Source organism: Plantibacter flavus, assembly GCF_900177615.1.
GTDB classification, from domain to species: Bacteria; Actinomycetota; Actinomycetes; order Actinomycetales; family Microbacteriaceae; genus Plantibacter; species Plantibacter flavus.
Map to the genome: position 1 here is coordinate 74,233 of NZ_FXAP01000006.1, position 19,749 is coordinate 93,981.

Consider the following 19,749-nt stretch of genomic DNA (forward strand, 5'->3'; position numbering starts at 1 on the left):
CACCCGGTGGGGAGGTCTCAGGTCAGCGCGGTGCGCTGACGCGAGACCTGTCGAATCGGCGTGAGTGCGGGTCTGTGACGTGGGCGCGCCCCTCCGGAGGCCCGCGCTCGCGGCTGTGGGGCGCGCTCGCGTCAGCGCACCGCGCTGGCGCCCATCACCGACGGGGGAGGACCTGCGCGAGCGCGATCGTGGCGTCACCGGTCAGGGACAGGGTGCCGGCCTCGAGTCGGAGGGTGTCGTGCTGCTGGAGCGCACCAAGGTCCAGACCTGGCCCCTCCGCCGACAGCAGCCCGTCGAGGAACACGACGAACGTGGTGGCTCCCGGCGCCGTCGTCACCAGCCTCGACCCGTCGACGACGCCGACCTCGAGCGATCCACGGAACCGCTCCCGCGACACCATCAGGTTGAGATCGAGCGTCGGCCCGACCACGCCCCGCGACGACACCGCCGAGGCCCCGTCGAAGGCGGCGACCTGCCACCGGTCCAACTCGACCGGCTCGCCGTCGATCACGAGTCCGAGTCCGCCCGCCGACAACGCCATCAGCTGACGGTCGACGCCCGGAAACGACGAGAAGGCGACGTCCGACTCGACCGTCGCGATGCTCAGCGTCCACCCCGGAGCGGCCGGCGCGTCACCCTCACCATCAGCGCTTCCACCATCGGTCCGGGGCCCGACGGGCTCGACGGCGATCTCCGTCGCGGCCCCCAGCCCGTTCCGCCAGCGGTAGCTCCGATGCCGGTCGGCCGGCAGCAGCACGAGCGCACGACCCTCCACCGCGTCGCTCACCACTGCGTCGTCCCTGCCGTGACGCGCTCGCCGCGCTGCCGGACGCCGACCGCCAACGGCACACCCGGCCGGTAGGCGAGGTGCGAGATCGAGGGCGCGTCGAGTACCTGCAGATCCGCGAGACCGCCCACACGGAGCGATCCGACGGCGTCGGCACCGTGCTCGCGACCGACCGCCACCGCGGCCCCCCGCGTCGCCGCCCACACCGCCTCGGCGATCGTCAGCCGCATCTGCAGCACGGCGGTCGCCACGCAGTACGCCATCGACGTCGTGTACGAGGTGCCTGGGTTGCAGTTGGTGGCGAGGGCGATCGAAGCACCGGCGTCGATGAGCGCGCGCGCCGGCGGGAACGGTTCACGCGTCGACAGATCACAGGCCGGGAGCAGGGTCGCGACCGTCGACGAACCCGCCAGGAGGTCGACGTCGGCGTCCGAGAGGTGATTGCAGTGGTCGACGCTCGCGGCCTCCAGCTCGACCGCGAGGCGCACCCCGCCGCTCTCGCCGAGCTGGTTCCCGTGCACCCGGACACCCAAGCCCGCGGCGCGACCGGCGAGCAGCACCTCCCGCGACTCCTCGACGTCGAAGGCCCCGACCTCGCAGAACGCGTCGATGTACGACGCGAACGGAGCCACCGCCGCGAGCATCGGCCCGGTCACGAGGTCGAGGTAGTCGCGGCGGTCGACACCGGCCGGCACGAGATGGGCCCCGAGGAAGGTGACGACGTCGGCGACCTCGGCCGCCGCCCGAGCGGATCGCGCCTCGCCCTCCACGTCGAGCGCGTAGCCCGTCTTCGCCTCGAGGAACGTCGTCCCCTGCGCGAGTGCCTCCGCCCGCAACCGCCGCGCACCCGCGACGAGCTGCTCCTCGGAAGCCGCCCGGGTGGCCGCCACGGTCGTCGCGATCCCGCCCGCCGCGTACCGGCCGCCGGCGATGCGCGCCTCGAACTCCGCCGAGCGGTCGCCCGCGAACACGAGGTGGGTGTGCGTGTCGACCCAACCCGGGAGCACGGCGCGCCCGCCCACGTCGGTCCGCGCGTCGGCGTCGGGCGCATCGACCGCCGCGCCGAGCCACGCGATCCGGCCGTCCTCGATGACGAGCGCCGCATCGGCGATCCGGTTGCCGTCGACGTCGCCCGGCCCGGACCCCGCGTTGGTCGTGAGCTCGGCGATGCCGGTGATGAGTTCGCTGGTCATGGCTGCATCTCCTGCGAGGGGTGATCAGGTGTCGGGGACGAGGTGGCTGTCCGGGGCGTCTCCGTCGATGCTGCCAGCTCGGCGAGGGCCACCGCGAGAAGCTGTTCCGGTGTCGACTCCCGTGACGTCGCGAGCAGCCGACCTCCCTCCGCCACGAGCCGCCCGCCGACGACGACCCGCTCGACGTCGGACGCGGTCGCGACGAGGGCGAGTTGTGCCGGGTCCATGCCCGTGGTGCGCAGACTCGACGTCGACACCTCGACGAGGTCGAGCGGGTCGCCGACATCCAGCGTGTGCGGCCCGAGTCCGAGCGAACGGTATCCGTTGTCGGTGCCCGCCTCGAGGAGCTCGGCGGGCGAGAACCGGCCGCGTCTGCCGGAGGCGAGCCGTTCCCCGGCTTCGAGGCCACGCAGTTCGAGCAGCGGGTCGACCACCGCGTTCTGGTCGGAGCCGACGGCGATCCGGGCCCCCGCGTCCGCGAGGCGGCGGGCCGGTCCGATGCCGTCGCCGAGGTCCGCCTCGGTCGTCGGGCACATCACGACGGTCGCGCCGGACCGCCCGATCGCCGTGACGTCCGCGTCGGTCAGGTGCGTCGCATGGACGAGGCTGATGCGTGGGGCGAGCGCACCGAGCGCGGCGAGCACGCCCGTCGGCGTCCTGCCGGTCTTCGCGAGTGTGTCGACGTTCTCCTGCGGCTGCTCCGACAGGTGGACGTGCAGCGGGACGTCGTCGGGCAGGCCGGAGAGGATCGTGCGCATGGCGTCGACGGGCACGGCGCGCACGGAGTGCAGCGCGGCACCGAGCGTGACGAGCCCGGTGGCGCCGACCGAGGCGGACAGTGCGTCGCGCAGTCGATGCCAGCGGGCGAGCCAGCCGGCCGCGTCGCCGTCGCCGAACGCGAGCTGTTCGGTGAGCAGCGGAGCGGCGGGACCCCCGGCGGACCCGAGGCCGCTCGCGAGGTAGGCCGTGTCGAGGAGGGTGAGCCGGATGCCGACGTCGGCGGCGGCTTCGGCGACCGCCAATTCCATCGCGTGGGCGGTCGGGTACGGGGTGCCGTCGGCCTGGTGGTGCACGTAGTGGAACTCGCCGACCGCCGTCCAGCCGCAGACGAGCATCTCGCCGAACACGGCGCGGGCGACCCGGCCGTAGTGGTCCGGGTCGAGGCTCGCGGCCGCCGCGTACATCGCCTCGCGCCACTGCCAGAAGTCGCCGCCGTCGGCGTGGGTGCGTCCGCGGAGCGGACGGTGGAACGCGTGGGAGTGGGCGTTCCCCATGCCAGGGATGACCGTTCTGAGACGTCGGTCGCCCGTCTGCGGCTCGACGCCCCGCTCGACGGCGGTGATCCGTCCGGAGTCGTCGGCCGTGAAGCGCACGCGGTGGGTCGGGCGACCGCCGATGATCGCCGTCGCGGCCCAGATGGGAGCCCGCACGTCCGCTGCGCCGGGGTCGACGCTCGCGACCGTCACAGGACGCTCCGCAGCAGGGCCTCGAGCGCTTCGACGCCGGCGATGCAGTCGGCCGTCTCGGCGAACTCCTCCCGCGAGTGTGAGACACCGGTCGGGTTCCGGACGAAGACCATCGCGGTCGGCACCGCGCCGCTCAGGACCCCGGCGTCGTGGCCTGCGCCCGTCGGCAGCAGCGGGACTCCGCCGAGGGTGCCGGCGAGCCGTGCGGCGAGCTCTGGGTCGAACTCGACGACGCCCGACCAGGACTCCTCGATCAGCTCCACCGCGCACCCGGAATCGGCGACGGCTTCCTGCACCCGGCTCTCGATGTCCGCGACGAGGGCGCGCGTGCCGGCGTCGGTGGCCGCGCGGGCGTCCACCCAGGCGTCGACCTCTGAGGCGATGACGTTGGTGCCGCCCGGCACGATGCGCAGGCGGCCGACGGTGGCGCGGGCGTCGTCCGTCGCGAGGGCGGCCTCCTCGACCGCGAGGACGGCGCGAGCTGCGGCGACCACGGGATCACGGCGCTCGCGCATGCCGGTCGCGCCGGCGTGGTTGCCCTGACCGCTCACCCGGAGGCGCCAGCGGCCGTGGGCGAGGATCGACGAGGCGACGGCGGTGGGCGAGCCGAGGTCGATGAGGCCGCGACCCTGTTCCACGTGCAACTCGATGAACAGTCCGATGCGGCCGAGCGCCTCGTCATCGCGGCCGAGGTGTTCGGGAGCGAGCCCTGCAGCGGCTGCGGCCTCCGCCGCGGTGACCCCGTCGGCGTCCGTCAGCGCTCGGGCGGCGTCCGCGGTGATCGCCCCGGACAGGAGCCGGGATCCGAGGCAGGCGACCCCGAACCGGGACCCCTCCTCCTCGGCGAACACCACGACGGCGACGGGACGCGACGGCTGGAACCCGGTGGCCTGCAGACGCGCGACGGCGTCCAGCGCTGAGACGACGCCGAGCGGCCCGTCGAAGGCGCCGCCGCCCGGGACGGAGTCGAGGTGGCTGCCGGTGACGACCGCGTCGGGCCCAGGCCTACCCCACCACGCCCAGAGGTTGCCGTTCCGGTCCGTCTCGACGTCGAGCCCGAGTCGGGTGGCACGAGCGGTGAACCACTCGCGCAGCTCGGACTCGGCCGACGTCCAGACGTGGCGGGAGTACCCGCCGCGTGCCGGATCGGCCCCGACGCCGGTGATCTCGTCGAGCCCGGCGAGCCGACCGTGGGCGATCAGGCCGTCGGTCACTCGCCCTCCCACATCGGCACCCGCAGGCCGCGTTCGCGGGCGACCTCGGCCGCCCGCTCGTAGCCGGCGTCGACGTGACGCATGACGCCGGTGCCCGGGTCGTTGACGAGCACGCGCGCGATCTTCTCGGCGGCGAGCGGCGTCCCGTCGGCGACGATCACCTGACCGGCGTGGATGGAGCGGCCGATGCCGACCCCGCCGCCGTGGTGGATGGACACCCAGGTCGCGCCGGACGCCGTGTTGAGCAGGGCGTTGAGCAGCGGCCAGTCGGCGATCGCGTCGGAGCCGTCGGCCATGGCCTCCGTCTCCCGGTACGGCGACGCGACGGAACCGGAGTCGAGGTGGTCGCGGCCGATGACGACGGGTGCGCTCAGTTCGCCCGAGGCGACCATCTCGTTGAACTTCAGGCCGGCGAGGTGGCGCTCCTGGTAGCCGAGCCAGCAGATGCGGGCGGGCAGCCCCTCGAAGGCGATCTTCTCGCCGGCCGAGGTGATCCAACGGCGCAGCTTCTCGTCCTCGGGGAAGAGCTCGAGGATGGCGCGGTCTGTCGCGGCGATGTCCGCCGGGTCGCCGGAGAGGGCCGCCCAGCGAAACGGGCCCTTGCCCTCGGCGAAGAGCGGCCGGATGTACGCCGGGACGAAGCCGGGGAAGTCGAACGCGCGCTCGCAGCCGCCGAGTTTCGCCTCGGCGCGGATGGAGTTGCCGTAGTCGAAGACCTCGGCGCCGGCGTCCTGGAAGTCGACCATCGCCTGCACCTGCTTCGCCATGGCGAGTCGTGAGCGGCGCGTGAAGTCGACCGGGTCGGCCGCCGCCTCGGTCTGCCAGTCGGCGAGCGCCGTGTCCTCGGGCAGGTAGGCGAGCGGGTCGTGAGCGCTCGTCTGGTCGGTGACGATGTCGATGGCGACCCCGCGCCGCAGCAGTTCGGGGAAGACGGTCGCGGCGTTGCCGACGAGACCGACCGACAGCGGGCGCCGTTCGGCCTTGGCGGCGAGCACACGTTCGACGGCGTCGTCGAGGTCGTCCGTCATCTCGTCGAGGTAGCGGTGCTCGACCCGTCGCTCCAGTCGGCTCGGGTCGACGTCGACGATGAGCACGACGCCTTCGTTGAGCGTCACGGCGAGTGGCTGTGCCCCGCCCATGCCGCCGGCGCCGCCCGTGAGGGTCAGCGTCCCGGCGAGGGTGCCGCCGAACCGCTTGTCGGCGATGGCGGCGAAGGTCTCGTAGGTGCCCTGGAGGATGCCCTGCGTGCCGATGTAGATCCACGAGCCGGCGGTCATCTGTCCGTACATGGTGAGACCTTCGGCCTCGAGCTTGCGGAACTCGGGCCACGTCGCCCAGTCGCCGACGAGGTTGGAGTTCGCGATGAGCACGCGCGGTGCCCACTCGTGCGTGCGGAAGACGCCGACGGGCTTGCCGGACTGTACGAGCAGGGTCTCGTCGGCCTCCAGCCCTTCGAGCGTGCGGACGATCGCGTCGTACGCCTCCCAGTTGCGCGCGGCCTTCCCGGTGCCGCCGTAGACGACGAGGTCCTCCGGGTGCTCGGCGACCTCGGGGTCGAGGTTGTTCATGAGCATCCGGAGCGGGCCCTCGGTCTGCCAGCTCTTGGCGGTGAGGATGGTGCCGCGAGCGGCACGGATGGTCCGGGTGGTGGTCGGCATGTCGGTCATAGGATCAGTCCACTCCTCGGGCGGCCGCACGGCGAGAGCGAGCGGGCTGTGCATGTCTGGCCCGCCAGACAGTGCGCGTGCTTCGGTGTCGCCGTTCGACCGCCAGCGCGGTGCGCTGACGTCACCAGCCACGTATCGGCGTCACCGCGGGTCAGGCACGCGAGCGCGCCCCTCCGGAGGCCCGCGCTCACGTCCATGGCCCGCGCTCACGCCAGCGCACCGCGCTGGCACCCCTCCCACACCGAGTCGGGATGGGGGACGGGTGGTGGCTAGGGGAGCTTGACGAGCAACCCGCCGCGGTGCGCGTCGAACGCGACCATCGTCGCCAGGCCGAACGCGTCGCCGTCGAGCTCGAGGTCCTGCGCCTCGTCGACCCGCACGGTCAGCGCCTCAGCACGCAGGTTCGTCACGGTGTTCCCACCCCGGCCCTCGGTGAAGCGGATCATCCGTCGCCCCACGGCGGTCCGCCGCAGGACCCGGTTCTCCCACGTCACCTTCCGCCACACGAGCAGCCAGCCGAAGGCACCCTTCGGCTGCAGCACCGCGACGTCGAGGAACCCGTCGTCGAGCTCGGCGTCCGGCATGAGCTGCACCCCGCCCTGCAGCGTGCCGCAGTTCCCGACGAGCACCGAGCTCACGGTCGCGGCATGCTGCCGGTGCCCGCGCAACTGGTAGTGGATGCGGAACGGCGCGGCCGTGGCGATCGAGCGGAGACCGGACTCGACGTAGGCGAGCCAGCCGAGCGACTTCTTGAGGTCGGGGTTCGCGGTGGCGATCATCATCGCGTCGATCCCCATGCCGGCCATCACGACGAACGCGTGCTCCTCCTCCGACCCGTCGGCGCGGGTGATCATGGCCACACCGATGTCGATCGCTCGCGTGTCACCGGTGAACGCCGTCCCGATCGCGGCCACCTGGTCGCCGAGCGGCAGCTTGAGGTTCCTCGCGAGCAGGTTGCCGGTCCCCGAGGGGATGAGGGTCAGCGGCACACCGCTCCCGCGCAGCCCTTCGGCGGCGGCACGCACGGTCCCGTCGCCGCCGGCCACGAGCACCACCTGAGCACCGTCGAGGACCGCGCGCCGCGCCTGACCGACACCGGGGTCGTCGACACTCGTCTCGTACAGGTGCGGAGCCGCCCATCCCGCCTCGTGCGACCGTGCCTCCAACGCGCTCCGCAGCCTGGTGGCGTCGACCTTCACCGGGTTGTACACGAGCGCGGCGTGCGGGGGAGTCGGCATGGCCCAACGGTACTGTCCCGGGGCCTCGTCACCGACCTCGATCGCTAGACTTGCCGGGTGATCGATCCCGTACTCCTCCGCGAACAGCCAGAAGTCCTCCGAGCGTCGCAGCAGAAGCGAGGGTCCCTCGTCGACCTCGTCGACCAGGCGATCGACGCCGACACCGCACGCCGCGCCGCGATCACCGGGTTCGAGGAACTCCGTGCCGAGCAGAACGCGTTCGGCAAGCAGGTCGCCAAGGCCCCCAAGGAGGAGAAGGCCGCCCTCGTCGCCCAGGCGCAACAGCTCGCCGCCCGCGTCAAGGAGGCCCAGCAGGTCGCGACGGAGGCCGAGGCCTACTTCGCCGACGTCGCCGGTCGCATCCAGAACCCGGTGCTCGACGGCGTGCCCGCCGGCGGCGAGGCCGACTTCATCACGCTCCGCGAGGTCGGCGAACGCCCCTCCTTCGACTTCACCCCGCGCGACCACCTGGAGCTCGGCGAACTCCTCGGCGCCATCGACATGCAGCGCGGCACCAAGGTCAGCGGCTCGCGCTTCTACTTCCTCCGCGGCATCGGCGCCCGCCTCGAGATCGCCCTCATGAACCTCGCGCTCGACCGCGCGATCGAGGCCGGCTTCGTCCCGCTCATCACGCCGACGCTGGTGCGCCCCGAGATCATGAAGGGCACCGGCTTCCTCGGTGAGCACGCCGACGAGGTCTACCAGATCGCCGGCGAAGACCTCTTCCTTACCGGCACGAGCGAGGTGGCGCTCGCCGGGTACCACTCCGACGAGATCCTCGACCTCGAGCAGGGCGCGCTCCGCTACGCCGGCTGGTCGACCTGCTACCGCAAGGAGGCCGGGTCCTACGGACGCGACACCCGCGGCATCATCCGAGTGCACCAGTTCAACAAGCTCGAGATGTTCGTCTACACCAAGCCGGAGGACGCCGCCGCCGAGCACGAGCGCCTGCTGTCGTACCAGGAGGCGATGCTGCAGTCGCTCGGCCTCAGCTACCGGGTCATCGACACGGCCGCCGGCGACCTCGGATCGAGCGCGGCACGCAAGTTCGACGTCGAGGCCTGGGTGCCGACGCAGGACGCCTACCGCGAGCTCACGAGCACCTCGAACTGCACCACCTACCAGGCGCGTCGCCTCGACACCCGGTACCGCACGGAGTCGGGCAAGACCACGCCGGTCGCGACGCTCAACGGGACGCTCGCGACCACCCGCTGGATCGTCGCGATCCTCGAGACGCACCAGCAGGAGGACGGCAGCGTCGTCATCCCCGAGGTGCTGCGCCCGTACCTGGGCGGCATCGAGGTCGCGAGGCCGATCCGATGACGGACGAGACGACCACCACCGCGACCCCGTTGCTCATCGCCCTCGACATCGACGGCACCGTGCTGCACGAGGATGGTTCGCTCAGCCTGTCGGTCGCCGACGAGGTGCGCCGCGTGGTCTCGCTCGGCCACATCGTCACGCTCGCCACCGGTCGCAGCTGGGAGAGCACGCGCCCGGTGCTCGAGGAGCTCGAGCTGACGCCGCAGTACGTCGTCTGCGCGAACGGTGCGCTCATCATGAAGCGCGACGAGTCGAAGCCCGACTCCTACGAGCGCTTCTTCATGGAGACATTCGACCCAACGGAGGTCCTCGGTCTCATCCAGCCGCACCTCTCCGAGGGTAGCTACATGGTCGAGTACCCCGACGGTTTCCGCAAGTACACGGTCGGCATGGAGGACTGGAACCTCGAGAACGCGATCGAGGTGCCGTTCGAGGAGCTCGTGACGAGCCCGGTGACGCGCGTCGTCGTCGTGTCCCCGAGCCACGACGAGGAGGAGTTCCTCCGCATCGTCGACCGCATCGGGCTCAGCCAGGTCAGCTACGCGATCGGGTGGACGGCGTGGCTCGACATCGCGCCGAAGGGCGTCAACAAGGCGACCGCGCTGGAGCGGGTGCGCGAGTGGCTGGGGCTCGAACGCTCGCAGATGGTCGCCGTCGGCGACGGCCGCAACGACGTCGACATGCTCGGCTGGGCGGCGGCCGGAGGACGCGGTGTCGCCATGGGCCAGGCGCCCGAGGAGGTCCTCGCGGTCGCGTCGGAGGTGACCGGCACGGTCACCGACGACGGTCTCTCTCAGCTCCTGAGGAGCATTTCGGGTTAGCATCGTCCAAAGCTCCGTGCCGATACGCCGTTTCCGGTGGGCACGGGGCGTCGGTGTGCGCCGCCTTCCGGTGCCGCCGGACGACTCGCTGCAGCCCGGTGTCAAGGGCTCCAGCCGCCCCTGTTCCTGACCTGAGAGCGAGATCCATGACCCGCAACGCCGACGCGTCCAAACCGCGCGCCGCCGTCCGTCACGGCAGACTCCGCAAGTCGAACCCGTTCGTCACCGTTGCGAAGGTGATCGCCGCAACGGCGGCCGTCGTGGGCGTGAGCGGCATCGCGGTCGCCGGTGTGGCAGCGCTCGACCTCGCCAACAGCGTGAAGCCCGTCGCCCACCTCGACAACGAGACGCCGGGTGCACCGCCGCCCAACATCGGCGCGATCGAGGGCGGCGTGAACCTGCTCCTCGTCGGCAGCGACTCCGGCGACGGCAATGCGGCGTACGGCGATCGCGAGGAGAACCTCAACGACGTCACGATCCTCATGCACATCTCGGCAGACCACTCGAGCGCGACGGTCGTCAGCTTCCCGCGCGACATGTACGTGCAGATCGGCGATTGCGCCGACGGCGGCAACGGTCGCGACAAGATGAACACCGCCCTGATGTACGGCGGGGCCGATGGCGGGCTCGCCTGCGCGGTGTCCACGGTCGAAGGCATCACGGGGCTGTCCATCCCCTTCGCCGCGCAGATCGGCTTCGACGGCGTCATCTCGATGTCGAACGCGGTCGGCGGCGTGCCGGTGTGTATCACCGAGCCCCTCAACGACGCCTGGAGCGGCATCAACCTCGACGTCGGCACCCACGACCTCTCGGGCGCGTCCGCCCTCGCCTTCCTCCGCTCGCGTCACGGCGTCGGCGACGGCAGCGACCTCTCTCGCATCTCGAACCAGCAGGTGTTCCTCTCTTCGCTCGTCCGCACGCTGAAGAGCAGCGAGACGCTCTCCGACCCGATCAAGCTCTACTCGATCGCCCGCGCAGCGCTGAAGAACGTGACGCTGTCGAACAGCCTGAACAACATCGACACCATGGTGTCGATCGCCGCAGCGCTCAAGGACATCCCCCTGGACCGCGTCGCGTTCGTCCAGACGCCGACGGCCACGGTCGAGGGCGGGGTCGAGGCGACCTCCGATGCTGACGTCCTGTGGACGGCGCTGCAGAGCGACCAGGCGGTCGCCCTGTCCGCCACCGGCAAGTACGTCGTGACCGACCCGAACGCTCCCGTCACGCCAGACCCGGCGACGACCGATGCGGCGGCGGATCCCGCTGCCACGGCGGACCCGGCTGCGCCTGCGGACCCGTCGGCCGCCGGCCCCGTCGCCCTGCCCGACACGATCACCGGCCAGAACGCCGCGCAGAACACCTGCACGGCCGGTCGTCCGGAGGAAGACCAGTAGTCACCGCGTGATCGGATGGGGCCGCTTCGCCGCTGGCCCCATCCGATACACTCGATCCTGGTCGTCCGCTGCGTCATCGTGGGCGATCGACCATCAGGAGGGCTGTCCGAGCGGCCGATGGAGCCAGTCTTGAAAACTGGTGGGCAGAAATGTCTCGTGGGTTCGAATCCCACGCCCTCCGCAGCTTCCTTCACCACGTCACGGGGCTCCCGCGCCTCGATGCTCGGCCGCCGGGCTGTGCGCTTCACATGAACCCGTGGTTGAATCGACGGATGCCCCCGCATTCGACCGACATCGACGAGCCCGCCGGCGACGCCGCGGCACGCCGACCGGCAGCTCGTGGGCCCCGCCCGAAGAAGCTCGCGACCATCGCCCGCCACGGACGACTCAAGCGGTCGAACCCGATCGCGACCGGCTTGAAGATCGTCGCCTCGACGCTCGCGGTCGCGCTGGTGAGCGGTGGCATCGTCGCCGGCATCGCGCTCTGGGACGTCGCCGCGACCGTGAAACCCGGCGTCGCGCTCGTCGACTCGCAGGGTGAGGCGGTCACCGACCTGCCCGCGATCGGGGCGTATCCGGGTGGCGTCAACCTCCTCATCGTCGGCAGCGACTCTCGTGCCGGGCAGGACCCCGTCTTCGGTGACGCAGAAGAGGAGACCGGCAACCTCAACGACGTCACGATGCTCGTGCACATCTCCGAGGACCACAGCAACGCGACGGTCGTCAGCTTCCCGCGCGACATGTTCGTCCCCATCCCGTCCTGTCCCGACCCGTCCGGTGGCTCGTTCGACTCGATGAGCCGGCAGAAGATCAACACGTCGCTCAGCTACGGCGGGCTCGCCTGCACGGCGCTGACGGTGTCGCAGCTCACCGGGCTCGAGATCCCGTTCGCCGCGGAGGTCCAGTTCAGTGGCGTGATGGCCATGTCGACCGCGCTCGGCGGGGTGACGGTATGTGTCGCCGACCCGATCGAGGACGAGTACACGAACACCTTCCTCTCGGCCGGTGAACACACGCTCGAGGGGTACGAAGCGTTGCAGTTCCTCCGCACTCGGCATGGCGTCGGCGATGGTAGCGACCTCAGCCGCATCAGCAACCAGCAGGTGTTCCTGTCGGCGATGATGCAGCAGGTCAAGAGCGCCGAGACGCTGACGAATCCTGGAATCCTCTACTCCTTGGCCAAGGCGGCGGCGAAGAACATGCAGCTGTCCGACAGCCTGACGAGCCTCGACACGATGATCGCGATCGCCATGACGTTGCGTGAGGTCGACCTGGCGAACATCGCGTTCGTGCAGTACCCGAACGCGGCCGTCGAGGGTGGCGTCGAGCCGATCGACGATGCGGCGACCGCGCTGTTCGAGGCGCTCGGCAACGACCAGCCGATCCAGCTCTCGGGTGCGACCGGCGCCGGTGCGGTGGCGAACCCGACCGATCCGACCGCGGTCGACCCCGCCGAGGGCGCGGATGCCGGAGCCGACCCTGCCGCGACGGCTCCACCTGCCGATGCGACCGACCCCGCCGCCGGTGGTGCAGTGGTCCTTCCGTCGTCCGTGACCGGCCAGACCGCGGACCAGCGCACCTGCTCCCGCGGTCGTACCCTCGAGGACCAGTAGGCGTTCCGCTCTGTCAGTGGCCTCGGTCCTCGTCTGGTTCGGTCCCTGTCGTTCGACTGATCCCCGGGGACCAGAGCGCCGGTCTGCGAGCTGCGCAGCACAGAGCTGCGCCGTACTGAGCGTGTCGACGTGTCGACGTGTCGAAGGGCGTCTCGGGCCTGATCGACCCCGGGGATTCGTCACCACGCCCATCTCCGGTTATGCTGGTCGTCGTGCGTCCGCTTGCGAGCGCACATGGAGACGTCGCATAGTTCGGCCTAGTGCACCACCCTGCTAAGGTGGAGTCCCCGTAAGGGGACCGCGGGTTCAAATCCCGCCGTCTCCGCACTGGATCTCAGCTCGAAACCCTCGGTTCGCCGGGGGTTTCTGTGTTGCGCGATGTCTGTCGGAATAGCCAGCGCGGTGCGCTGAAGTCACCGCGCCCCGCACACGTGAGCGCGCCCCTCCGGAGACCCGCGCCCGCGTCTGTGACCCGCGCTCACGTCAGCGCACCGCGCTGGGGAGTCCACCAGGTGCCGGGGCGGGGCGGTCAGGCGGGGTGGTCAGGCGGAGCGACGGAGCTCGCCGTGGTGGCGAAGTTCGCGGAGGATGCCGAACGAGCCGGCGTAGTGCTCTTCGGTGAGCGTGTTGAGCGCGGCGAGCGTCCCGCGGTCGAGTCCGGAACGGACGGCGATCGACTGCAGTTCGCGGCATGAGATCGGGAAGTCCACGGTCCTGAGGAGGGACTTCAAGTCGGTGCAGGCCGTTGTTTCTGGCGGCTCCACCGTATCGGGGTAAGGTCTGGCATCCATGTCCACATTGTCGGTATCGACCCCCGAAAAGGCGACAGTCGGACTCCGTTCTGGCGCAAGAGGGCGCTAGCCTGACGTGAAATGATGCGAGGGAGCGGCACCGTGCCCGACGACCGCGACACCGGAACGCCGGCCCCGACGGGCCTCGCGTCCGCCGCCGTCGAGTTGCTGCGCGTCCCCCTCAGCGGCTTCGTGACGGAGCGCAAACGCCTTGCCGTCGCAGCGCGCGACGACGGGGACGACGACCTGGCGACGGCGATCCTCGCGCTCCGCAAACCGTCGGTCGCCGCCTGGGCGCTCAACGCGTTGACGGCGCACCGCCCCGACCTCCTCGGCGAACTCGAACAGCTCGGCTCCGCGCTCGGCGACGCTCAACGCTACGGGGACGCCGCAGCGCTCCGCACGCTCGGCGCCGAACGTCGCTCGCTGATCGCGACGCTCGTCACCGCCACCGTCGAAGCCGCAGCAGCAGAGGGGGCGTCGCTCTCCGGAGCGGTGATCGAGACCGTCCGCCAGAGTCTGCAAGCGGCGAGTGCTGATGCCGACCTCGCCGCGCAGGTGTCGTCCGGGCGGCTGACCGACGCCCCGACCTCGAGCGGAGCGGGCTGGGGTGGTGTCGTCGGCGGGGCCGGAACCCCCGGTAGACGCTCCACCGCCGACGGGTCCGTCGGGACGCGGGGCGACGGAGACGGCGACCATTCCCACGATGACGACGACGACCGACGCCGACGCCTTCGGGCCCGGCTGGAGGCGGCTGAGCGCGACGAGGAGGCAGCGTCCAGCGCGAGTGAGGAGACGATCGCCTTCCTGGACGAGTCGGCGGTCCGGCGAGCGGGACTGCAGCGTGACCGCGAGGACCTCGCACGGCGGCTCGAGGAGCTCGACGCGGACATCGCCGACGCCGATCGCGAGTGGGCCCGACGCCAACGAGAGGCTGACCGGGCGCAGCGAACGAGCGACGCAGCACGCGAGGACGTCGAGCGTCTGCGGAGCGCGCTCGAGGACTGAGTCGGCGAGCTGATCGAGTCACCGCGGTGCCGAAGCCCCGCCGCGACCGATCGCCGCTCGAACGTTCCGGCGCACGCACCATGCGGCACGCGCCTAGACTCACCGTGTGGGTGAAGTGCGACAACCGGAAGCATCGCGGCGGCGACGGACACAGCAGCTGGAAGCGGAGCGTTTCGAAGGCATGCCGATCCTCGCCGACGTCCCGCAGCACGATCGGCTGAGCCTCGTCGCCCCCGATCTCGCGTGCACGATCTGCACCGCGACCCTCGAGCTCGGCGACCGCGTGTTGCGCTGCCCCGCCGGTCACAGCTTCGACATCGCCCGGCAGGGGTACGCCTCGCTCGTCGTCGGCGGTCGGACGCCGAAGACCGGCGACACGCAGGAGATGGTCGCGGCCCGCGCAGCGTTCCTCGAGGCCGAGCACTACGAGCCGATCGCGGACCACGTCGCCACGACCCTGCCGCTCGCGCGTTTCCTCCCGGACGGCTCGGTCGACGACGACAGCGCCCCACTCGTCGTGGACATCGCCGGCGGGACCGGCTACTACCTGGGCCGGATCCTCGACGCCCGGCCGGCCTGGCGCGGGTTCGGGTTCGACCTGTCACCGCTCGCAGCACGCCGCGCAGCGCGCGCGCACGGACGAGCGGCAGCCGCCACGGCCGACGCCTGGGCACCCTTCCCGCTCCGGACCGCCTCGGTCGACCACCTGCTGAGCATCTTCGGCCCACGCAACGGTCCCGAGATGCATCGGGTGCTCCGCCCGGACGGCCTGCTCACCGTCGTGACGCCCCAACCCGGTCACCTCGCCGAGCTGCGCGACCGACTCGGCATGATCGGTATCGCCGAGCGCAAGGACGCCCGACTGGACGCGCAGCTCGACGGGTTCGCGCTCCGCTCCCGCGACACGCTCGAGTACGCCGTCGAGTTGATGCCGGAAGAGGTTCGCGACGAGGTCCGCATGGGGCCGAGCGCCCACCACCTCGACGACGACGTCTTCGAGCAGGCGATCGCCGACCTGCCCGGCTACACGACGGTCACGGTCGCCGTCACGCTCAGCGTCTTCGGGCCAGCCTGACGCCGGCCACTCTCACGCCGGCACCTCGAGGCCGGCGTCGGGGCGTCAGTGGCGCGTCGATACGATGGAGGGCACTCATCGAAAGGCGCTCATGACGATCACCGCTGCCGCAGACGGCTCCGCCCTCGGCAATCCCGGACCCGCCGGCTGGGCCTGGTATGTCGACGACGATTGCTGGGCAGCCGGGGGATGGCCGCACGGCACGAACAACATGGGCGAGCTGCGCGCCGTCCTCGAGCTGTTCCGCGCGACCGAGCACCTCGACGAGGACCTCCACATCCTCTGCGACAGCAAGTACGTCATCGACTCGATCACGAAGTGGATGCCGGGCTGGAAGAAGAAGGGCTGGAAGAAGGGCGACGGCAAGCCCGTCATGAACCTCGAGCTCATGCAGGAGATCGACGCCGCCATCGCCGGGCGGCGCTACCGGTTCGAGTGGGTGAAGGGGCACGTCGGTCACCGGCTCAACGAGGCCGCCGACATCCGCGCGCGGACGGCCGCCGAGGCGTTCCAGCGCAAGACGCCGGTGCCTGAGGGACCAGGCTGGACCGGTGCCGGAGCTGCGGCGGCCCCGGCGACCCCCGAGACCGACGCCGTCGCTGAGGACGCACCGGAGACGACCGAGCCGGAGCTGTTCGCCGACCTCGAGGTGGAGGAGGAGCGCACCGCCCCCGTGTTCGACGCGGAGGACGACGGCGCGCTGTTCTCACTCGACGTCGAGCCGACGTGGCACCAGCTCACCCTCGACCTCACGTCCGACGAGCACGAGCGCCTGGTGCGTCGCGCCCGCGAGGCCGGCACGAGCGTCCAGGAGTTCCTCCGCGGCCTCATCTGATCCAGCCCCCGCGGGTCCACGTCGGGCCCACGGCTCGGTCCCTAATTCAGGAACGCCTCGGCGTGTCGGACCGATATAGGGCGCCGACCTCGCGACACGCCGACGTCGTCCTGAGTTAGGGAAAGAGGAAAAGGAGGTGTGAGGAGACGGACGGGGCGCGCACAGGGGGAGGCGACCGGGTCAGCGGGCGGCGGACTCCGGTGCGCCGTCGTCCTCGGGCACGGCGAAGCCGTAGCTCGCGTCCACGAGGATCGGCAGGTGGTCCGAGATACCGCGGCGGAGCGTCTGCACCCGGTCGATCTTGAGGCCCACGGACGTCGCGAAGTCGAAGTGCCCACGGAACATCTTGTAGCGGGTGTAGGTGCTGCGGTCGCTGAGGCTCAGATCGTAGCCGCTCTCCTGCATCTTGGTGCCGAGGCCCTTCTGGAAGAGCGGGTAGTTGTAGTCGCCGACCATGAGCGTCGGGACGTCGCCCATCGCGTGCAGCTGCTCGTGCGCGGCCTTGATCTGGTGCCGACGCAGTGAGTTGAGCGCGGTGAGCGGGGCCGCGTGGAACGAGGCGACGATGAGTTCGCGCCCGGCCTCGACGTCGGTGAGGCGGGTGCCGATGAGCCGTTCGTGCGCCGGCGCGAGCACCATGTCGTGCAGCGACTTCTTCAGCGCGAACGTCTGCGTCGACTCGGCGGTGAACCGGTCGCGGCGGTAGTAGATCGCGAGGCCGAGCCGGTTGCGGTGGGTGCTGTCGGCGAGGTGCAGGCCGCCGAGTTCGGCGGGCAGCTGCAGGGTGTCGGCCTCCTGCAACGCGAGGACGTCGGGGCCGAACTCCTCGGTGAGTGCGACGAGCTCGCCGCTGGCCTTGTTCTTGCGGAGGTTGTAGCTGATGACCTTCATCCCAGCCTCACATTCTGTTGGCAGAGCCCAAGCCTACGGTCCTTCCCGTCGCCCGATGCTCTGGAGGGGTCCGGACGACGGGTGCGTCGCCGGATGCCGACGGTCAGCTCGACGAGTCGACGACCGTGAGCCGTTGGGTGGCGCGGGTGAGCGCGACGTACCGGAGCGACAGGGCCGCGTGGCCCGTCCCGCCCAGCGCGGCGGGCTGCACGAGGACGACGCTGTCGAACTCGAGGCCCTTGCTCTCGCGCGCGGTGCCGGTCCACACCCGCGCGCGATCGGCTCCGGCGTCGGCGAGCAGGGTGTCGATCTCCGCCAGGAGCGAGCGGGGTGCGATGACGCCCGCGATACCGGCGTGTGCGGTGATCGCGTCGACGGCGGCGCGGACCGCCGTCGGGGCCAGCGCAGTGGGTTCGACCGTGAGCTGCACGGGCTCCTCCTCGCCGCGTCGGATCGACACGGGCGCCGGGGAGTCCGGGTCGAGTTCGAGCCGGACGGGATCGGCGAGCGCCATGATCTGCTCGGGCGTCCGGTAGTTGACGGTGAGCAGCTCCTCGGTCCAGCGCGGGAGCTGGGGGCCGAGCAGCTCCTGCCAGCTGGAGCGGGTGGCGGAGGTGCTCTGCTGGTTGATGTCGCCGACGAGCGTCATCGAGCGGTTGGGACCGCGTCGCAGGACGGCCCGCAGCAGCATGGGGGTGAGTTCCTGCGCCTCGTCGATGATGACGTGCCCGTAGACCCAGGTGCGGTCGCTCGCGGCGCGTTCCGCGGGGCTGCGGTCGTCCTCCATGGTCTGGCGGTCGGCGAGGTCCTGGGCGGAACGGAGGTAGTCGTCGTCCTGGGCCTCGTCGTCGATGCTGATGTCACCGATCATCTCGAGGACGCTGCGCGCGTACTCGACGTCGTGACGGCGTTCGTAGGCGGCGCGGCGCTGCCGTTCCAGCTCGGGGCGCTGGTCTTCGCCGATGAGCTCGGCGGCCTCGTCGACGAGGGCGATGTCGCCGGGCGTGAGCCGGACGGCCCAGTCGGTCGCAGCTGTGCCGTCCGTTCCGGTGGCGGGTTCGCGGAGCAGCAGGCGACGCTCCTCCTCGGTGTGGTCGGGAGCGACGCGAGCCAGCAGCTCGGGGTCGGTGAAGAGGCGGTCGATGATCTCGGCCGGTTCGAGGATCGGCCACATCGTGTCGAGCAGTTCCTCGACCGCGGGCTCCTCGCTCAGCTCCTGTCGGCGCTCGTCGGCGTCCTCGCCGGTGCGGGGCTCGAAGCCGTCGCGCTTCGCCTCGAGCCCGATGAGGTGCGTCAGCACGGCGCGGTCGAATCGCAGCTTCGCCTCGTTGTGCGGCGTACCCGAGCGCTCGATCCCGGCCTTGATCCGGCGCAGGACGCCCGGCGTGACGCGGAGCGGGCCGTCGCCGGCGATGCGGATCGTGACCGGCTCGTCGAGCGGCACCTGGCGCTCGCGGACGGCCCGGGCGACGACGTCGGCCATCCGCAGCCGACCCTTGAGTTCGGCGGCCTCGAGCGAGTCCTCCGCGTGTGCGTCGAGTCCGGGCACGAGGGTCGCCGGGGTGACGAGGACGACGGCGGTCTCGCCGAGCGACGGCAGCACGCGGCTGATGTAGTCGAGGAAGGTCGAGTTCGGCCCGACGATGAGCACGACACTGCGCATGAGTCGCTCGCGGTGCTCGTAGAGGAGGTACGCCGCACGGTGGAGCGCGACGGCGGTCTTCCCGGTGCCCGGACCACCCTGGACGAGGAGCGTGCCGGGGAGGGGTGCCCGGATGATCGCGTCCTGCTCGGCCTGGATGGTGTCGACGATGTCGGCCATGTGCTTGGTCCGGGCGCGACCGAGGGCCGCCAGCAGCGCACCGGACTCGCCGATGCCGCTCGGCTCGTCGTCGCTGAGCATGGTCGTGTCGAGGACCTCGTCGTGCACTTCCGTGACGCGGCGACCGGCCGTGCCGATGCGTCGGCGCAGGCGGAGGCCTTCGGGGCGGAGCGGCGTCGCGGTGTAGAACGGGCGCGAGGCCGGCGCGCGCCAGTCCAAGAGGAGCTGGTCGCCGCTCTCCGGGTCGCGCAGGCCGATGCGCCCGATGTGGTGCCGCTCGTCGGTCTCGCGTTCGAGGAGGCCGAAGAGGAGTCCGTAGCTGGACGAACGCAGCTCGACCATCCGCTGGCGGTGGTGGGCGACCAGGGCGTCGCGTTCCGAGAAGCTCGAGTCGTCGTCGCCGTCGAAGGCGCGGAGGGCGAGTTCGGAGCGTCGTTCCTCGAGGTCCGACTGCGACCGGATCACGTCGTGCAGCCGATCGAGATGGTCCTGTTCCTCGGCGATCGCGTCGTTCTGCACGGTGCTCCTTCTGGGTGTGGCGCGGTCCGTGTTCCGGGTTCCCTGCGAGGACCGCACGAATACGGTAGTCGCTTTCCGAGCCCCTCACCGCC

Annotated in this window: 16 protein-coding genes and 2 tRNA genes; 9 read left to right on the plus strand and 9 right to left on the minus strand. The window is 71.2% G+C overall.

The window, feature by feature from the left end:
• Nucleotides 1–154: 154 nt before the first annotated feature.
• The 6 genes from B9Y95_RS16965 to B9Y95_RS16990 all read right to left on the minus strand — a co-directional run bounded on the left by B9Y95_RS16965 (nt 155) and on the right by B9Y95_RS16990 (nt 7,565).
• Nucleotides 155–787, minus strand: coding sequence for a HutD/Ves family protein (locus B9Y95_RS16965; protein ID WP_159453441.1), 633 nt, complete (start codon nt 785–787; stop codon nt 155–157).
• Nucleotides 784–1,980, minus strand: coding sequence for an imidazolonepropionase (gene hutI / locus B9Y95_RS16970; protein ID WP_085513672.1), 1,197 nt, complete (start codon nt 1,978–1,980; stop codon nt 784–786). The genes B9Y95_RS16965 and hutI overlap by 4 nt, the downstream gene beginning before the upstream one ends.
• On the minus strand, nt 1,977–3,446 hold the full coding sequence (locus B9Y95_RS16975; protein ID WP_234994154.1) for a formimidoylglutamate deiminase: 1,470 nt from the start codon (nt 3,444–3,446) through the stop codon (nt 1,977–1,979). The genes hutI and B9Y95_RS16975 overlap by 4 nt, the downstream gene beginning before the upstream one ends.
• Nucleotides 3,443–4,660: an allantoate amidohydrolase gene (locus B9Y95_RS16980; protein WP_123539757.1), complete on the minus strand. Its 1,218-nt coding sequence runs from the start codon at nt 4,658–4,660 to the stop codon at nt 3,443–3,445. The genes B9Y95_RS16975 and B9Y95_RS16980 overlap by 4 nt, the downstream gene beginning before the upstream one ends.
• The gene (gene hutU, locus B9Y95_RS16985; RefSeq protein ID WP_085513674.1) at nt 4,657–6,327 is read right to left on the minus strand and encodes a urocanate hydratase; all 1,671 of its coding nucleotides are present in this window, start codon (nt 6,325–6,327) and stop codon (nt 4,657–4,659) included. The genes B9Y95_RS16980 and hutU overlap by 4 nt, the downstream gene beginning before the upstream one ends.
• A gap of 269 nt (nt 6,328–6,596) precedes the next feature.
• Nucleotides 6,597–7,565: a diacylglycerol/lipid kinase family protein gene (locus B9Y95_RS16990; protein ID WP_085513675.1), complete on the minus strand. Its 969-nt coding sequence runs from the start codon at nt 7,563–7,565 to the stop codon at nt 6,597–6,599.
• Nucleotides 7,566–7,622: 57 nt separating this feature from the next.
• On the opposite strand from B9Y95_RS16990, the gene serS reads away from it, so the two are divergent.
• The 6 genes from serS (at nt 7,623) to B9Y95_RS17020 (ending at nt 13,041) form a co-directional block, all read left to right on the plus strand.
• Complete coding sequence (gene serS, locus B9Y95_RS16995) at nt 7,623–8,888, plus strand: serine--tRNA ligase (RefSeq protein WP_085513677.1); 1,266 nt, start codon at nt 7,623–7,625, stop codon at nt 8,886–8,888.
• Nucleotides 8,885–9,709 carry an HAD family hydrolase gene (locus B9Y95_RS17000; protein ID WP_085513679.1) on the plus strand — a complete coding sequence of 275 codons (825 nt, stop codon included), beginning with the start codon at nt 8,885–8,887 and terminating at the stop codon, nt 9,707–9,709. Before serS ends, B9Y95_RS17000 begins: the two co-directional genes overlap by 4 nt.
• A gap of 146 nt (nt 9,710–9,855) precedes the next feature.
• Entirely contained in the window at nt 9,856–11,103 is a 1,248-nt protein-coding gene (locus B9Y95_RS17005) for an LCP family protein (protein WP_085513681.1), read from the plus strand.
• Between the two features lie 96 nt (nt 11,104–11,199).
• Nucleotides 11,200–11,284 (plus strand) — tRNA-Ser (locus tag B9Y95_RS17010).
• A 91-nt stretch (nt 11,285–11,375) separates the two neighbouring features.
• Nucleotides 11,376–12,716, plus strand: a complete 1,341-nt coding sequence (locus tag B9Y95_RS17015; RefSeq protein WP_085513683.1) for an LCP family protein — start codon at nt 11,376–11,378, stop codon at nt 12,714–12,716.
• A 236-nt stretch (nt 12,717–12,952) separates the two neighbouring features.
• Nucleotides 12,953–13,041: transfer RNA gene (locus B9Y95_RS17020), tRNA-Ser, on the plus strand.
• Between the two features lie 217 nt (nt 13,042–13,258).
• Here the strand turns inward: B9Y95_RS17020 and B9Y95_RS20460 are convergent.
• A complete protein-coding gene (locus B9Y95_RS20460; protein ID WP_143736548.1) occupies nt 13,259–13,507 on the minus strand; it encodes a hypothetical protein in 249 nt (82 codons plus the stop codon).
• A 102-nt stretch (nt 13,508–13,609) separates the two neighbouring features.
• Between B9Y95_RS20460 and B9Y95_RS17025 the strand changes: the two genes are divergently transcribed.
• From B9Y95_RS17025 to B9Y95_RS17035, 3 genes are all read left to right on the plus strand, one after another.
• Nucleotides 13,610–14,515, plus strand: coding sequence for a hypothetical protein (locus B9Y95_RS17025; RefSeq protein WP_143736550.1), 906 nt, complete (start codon nt 13,610–13,612; stop codon nt 14,513–14,515).
• Nucleotides 14,516–14,621: 106 nt separating this feature from the next.
• Complete coding sequence (locus B9Y95_RS17030; protein ID WP_143736552.1) at nt 14,622–15,590, plus strand: putative RNA methyltransferase; 969 nt, start codon at nt 14,622–14,624, stop codon at nt 15,588–15,590.
• A 91-nt stretch (nt 15,591–15,681) separates the two neighbouring features.
• Entirely contained in the window at nt 15,682–16,425 is a 744-nt protein-coding gene (locus tag B9Y95_RS17035; protein WP_085513690.1) for an RNase H family protein, read from the plus strand.
• Nucleotides 16,426–16,605: 180 nt separating this feature from the next.
• Here B9Y95_RS17035 and B9Y95_RS17040 read toward each other — a convergent pair whose 3' ends face one another.
• Nucleotides 16,606–17,316 (minus strand): endonuclease/exonuclease/phosphatase family protein, encoded by a 711-nt coding sequence (locus tag B9Y95_RS17040; RefSeq protein WP_085513692.1) that lies wholly within the window; start codon nt 17,314–17,316, stop codon nt 16,606–16,608.
• Nucleotides 17,317–17,419: 103 nt separating this feature from the next.
• A complete protein-coding gene (locus B9Y95_RS17045) occupies nt 17,420–19,657 on the minus strand; it encodes a HelD family protein (RefSeq protein WP_085513694.1) in 2,238 nt (745 codons plus the stop codon).
• Between the last annotated feature and the right edge of the window lie 92 nt (nt 19,658–19,749).

What these genes read in the sequence shown, in the direction of transcription:
- B9Y95_RS17035 (WP_085513690.1), top strand. Translation starts at nt 15,682, where the DNA reads ATGACGATCACCGCTGCCGCAGACGGCTCCGCCCTCGGCAATCCCGGA.
- B9Y95_RS20460 (WP_143736548.1), bottom strand. Translation starts at nt 13,507, where the DNA reads ATGGATGCCAGACCTTACCCCGATACGGTGGAGCCGCCAGAAACAACG.
- hutI (WP_085513672.1), bottom strand. Translation starts at nt 1,980, where the DNA reads ATGACCAGCGAACTCATCACCGGCATCGCCGAGCTCACGACCAACGCG.
- hutU (WP_085513674.1), bottom strand. Translation starts at nt 6,327, where the DNA reads ATGACCGACATGCCGACCACCACCCGGACCATCCGTGCCGCTCGCGGC.
- B9Y95_RS17000 (WP_085513679.1), top strand. Translation starts at nt 8,885, where the DNA reads ATGACGGACGAGACGACCACCACCGCGACCCCGTTGCTCATCGCCCTC.
- B9Y95_RS17015 (WP_085513683.1), top strand. Translation starts at nt 11,376, where the DNA reads ATGCCCCCGCATTCGACCGACATCGACGAGCCCGCCGGCGACGCCGCG.
- B9Y95_RS16990 (WP_085513675.1), bottom strand. Translation starts at nt 7,565, where the DNA reads ATGCCGACTCCCCCGCACGCCGCGCTCGTGTACAACCCGGTGAAGGTC.
- B9Y95_RS17005 (WP_085513681.1), top strand. Translation starts at nt 9,856, where the DNA reads ATGACCCGCAACGCCGACGCGTCCAAACCGCGCGCCGCCGTCCGTCAC.
- B9Y95_RS17040 (WP_085513692.1), bottom strand. Translation starts at nt 17,316, where the DNA reads ATGAAGGTCATCAGCTACAACCTCCGCAAGAACAAGGCCAGCGGCGAG.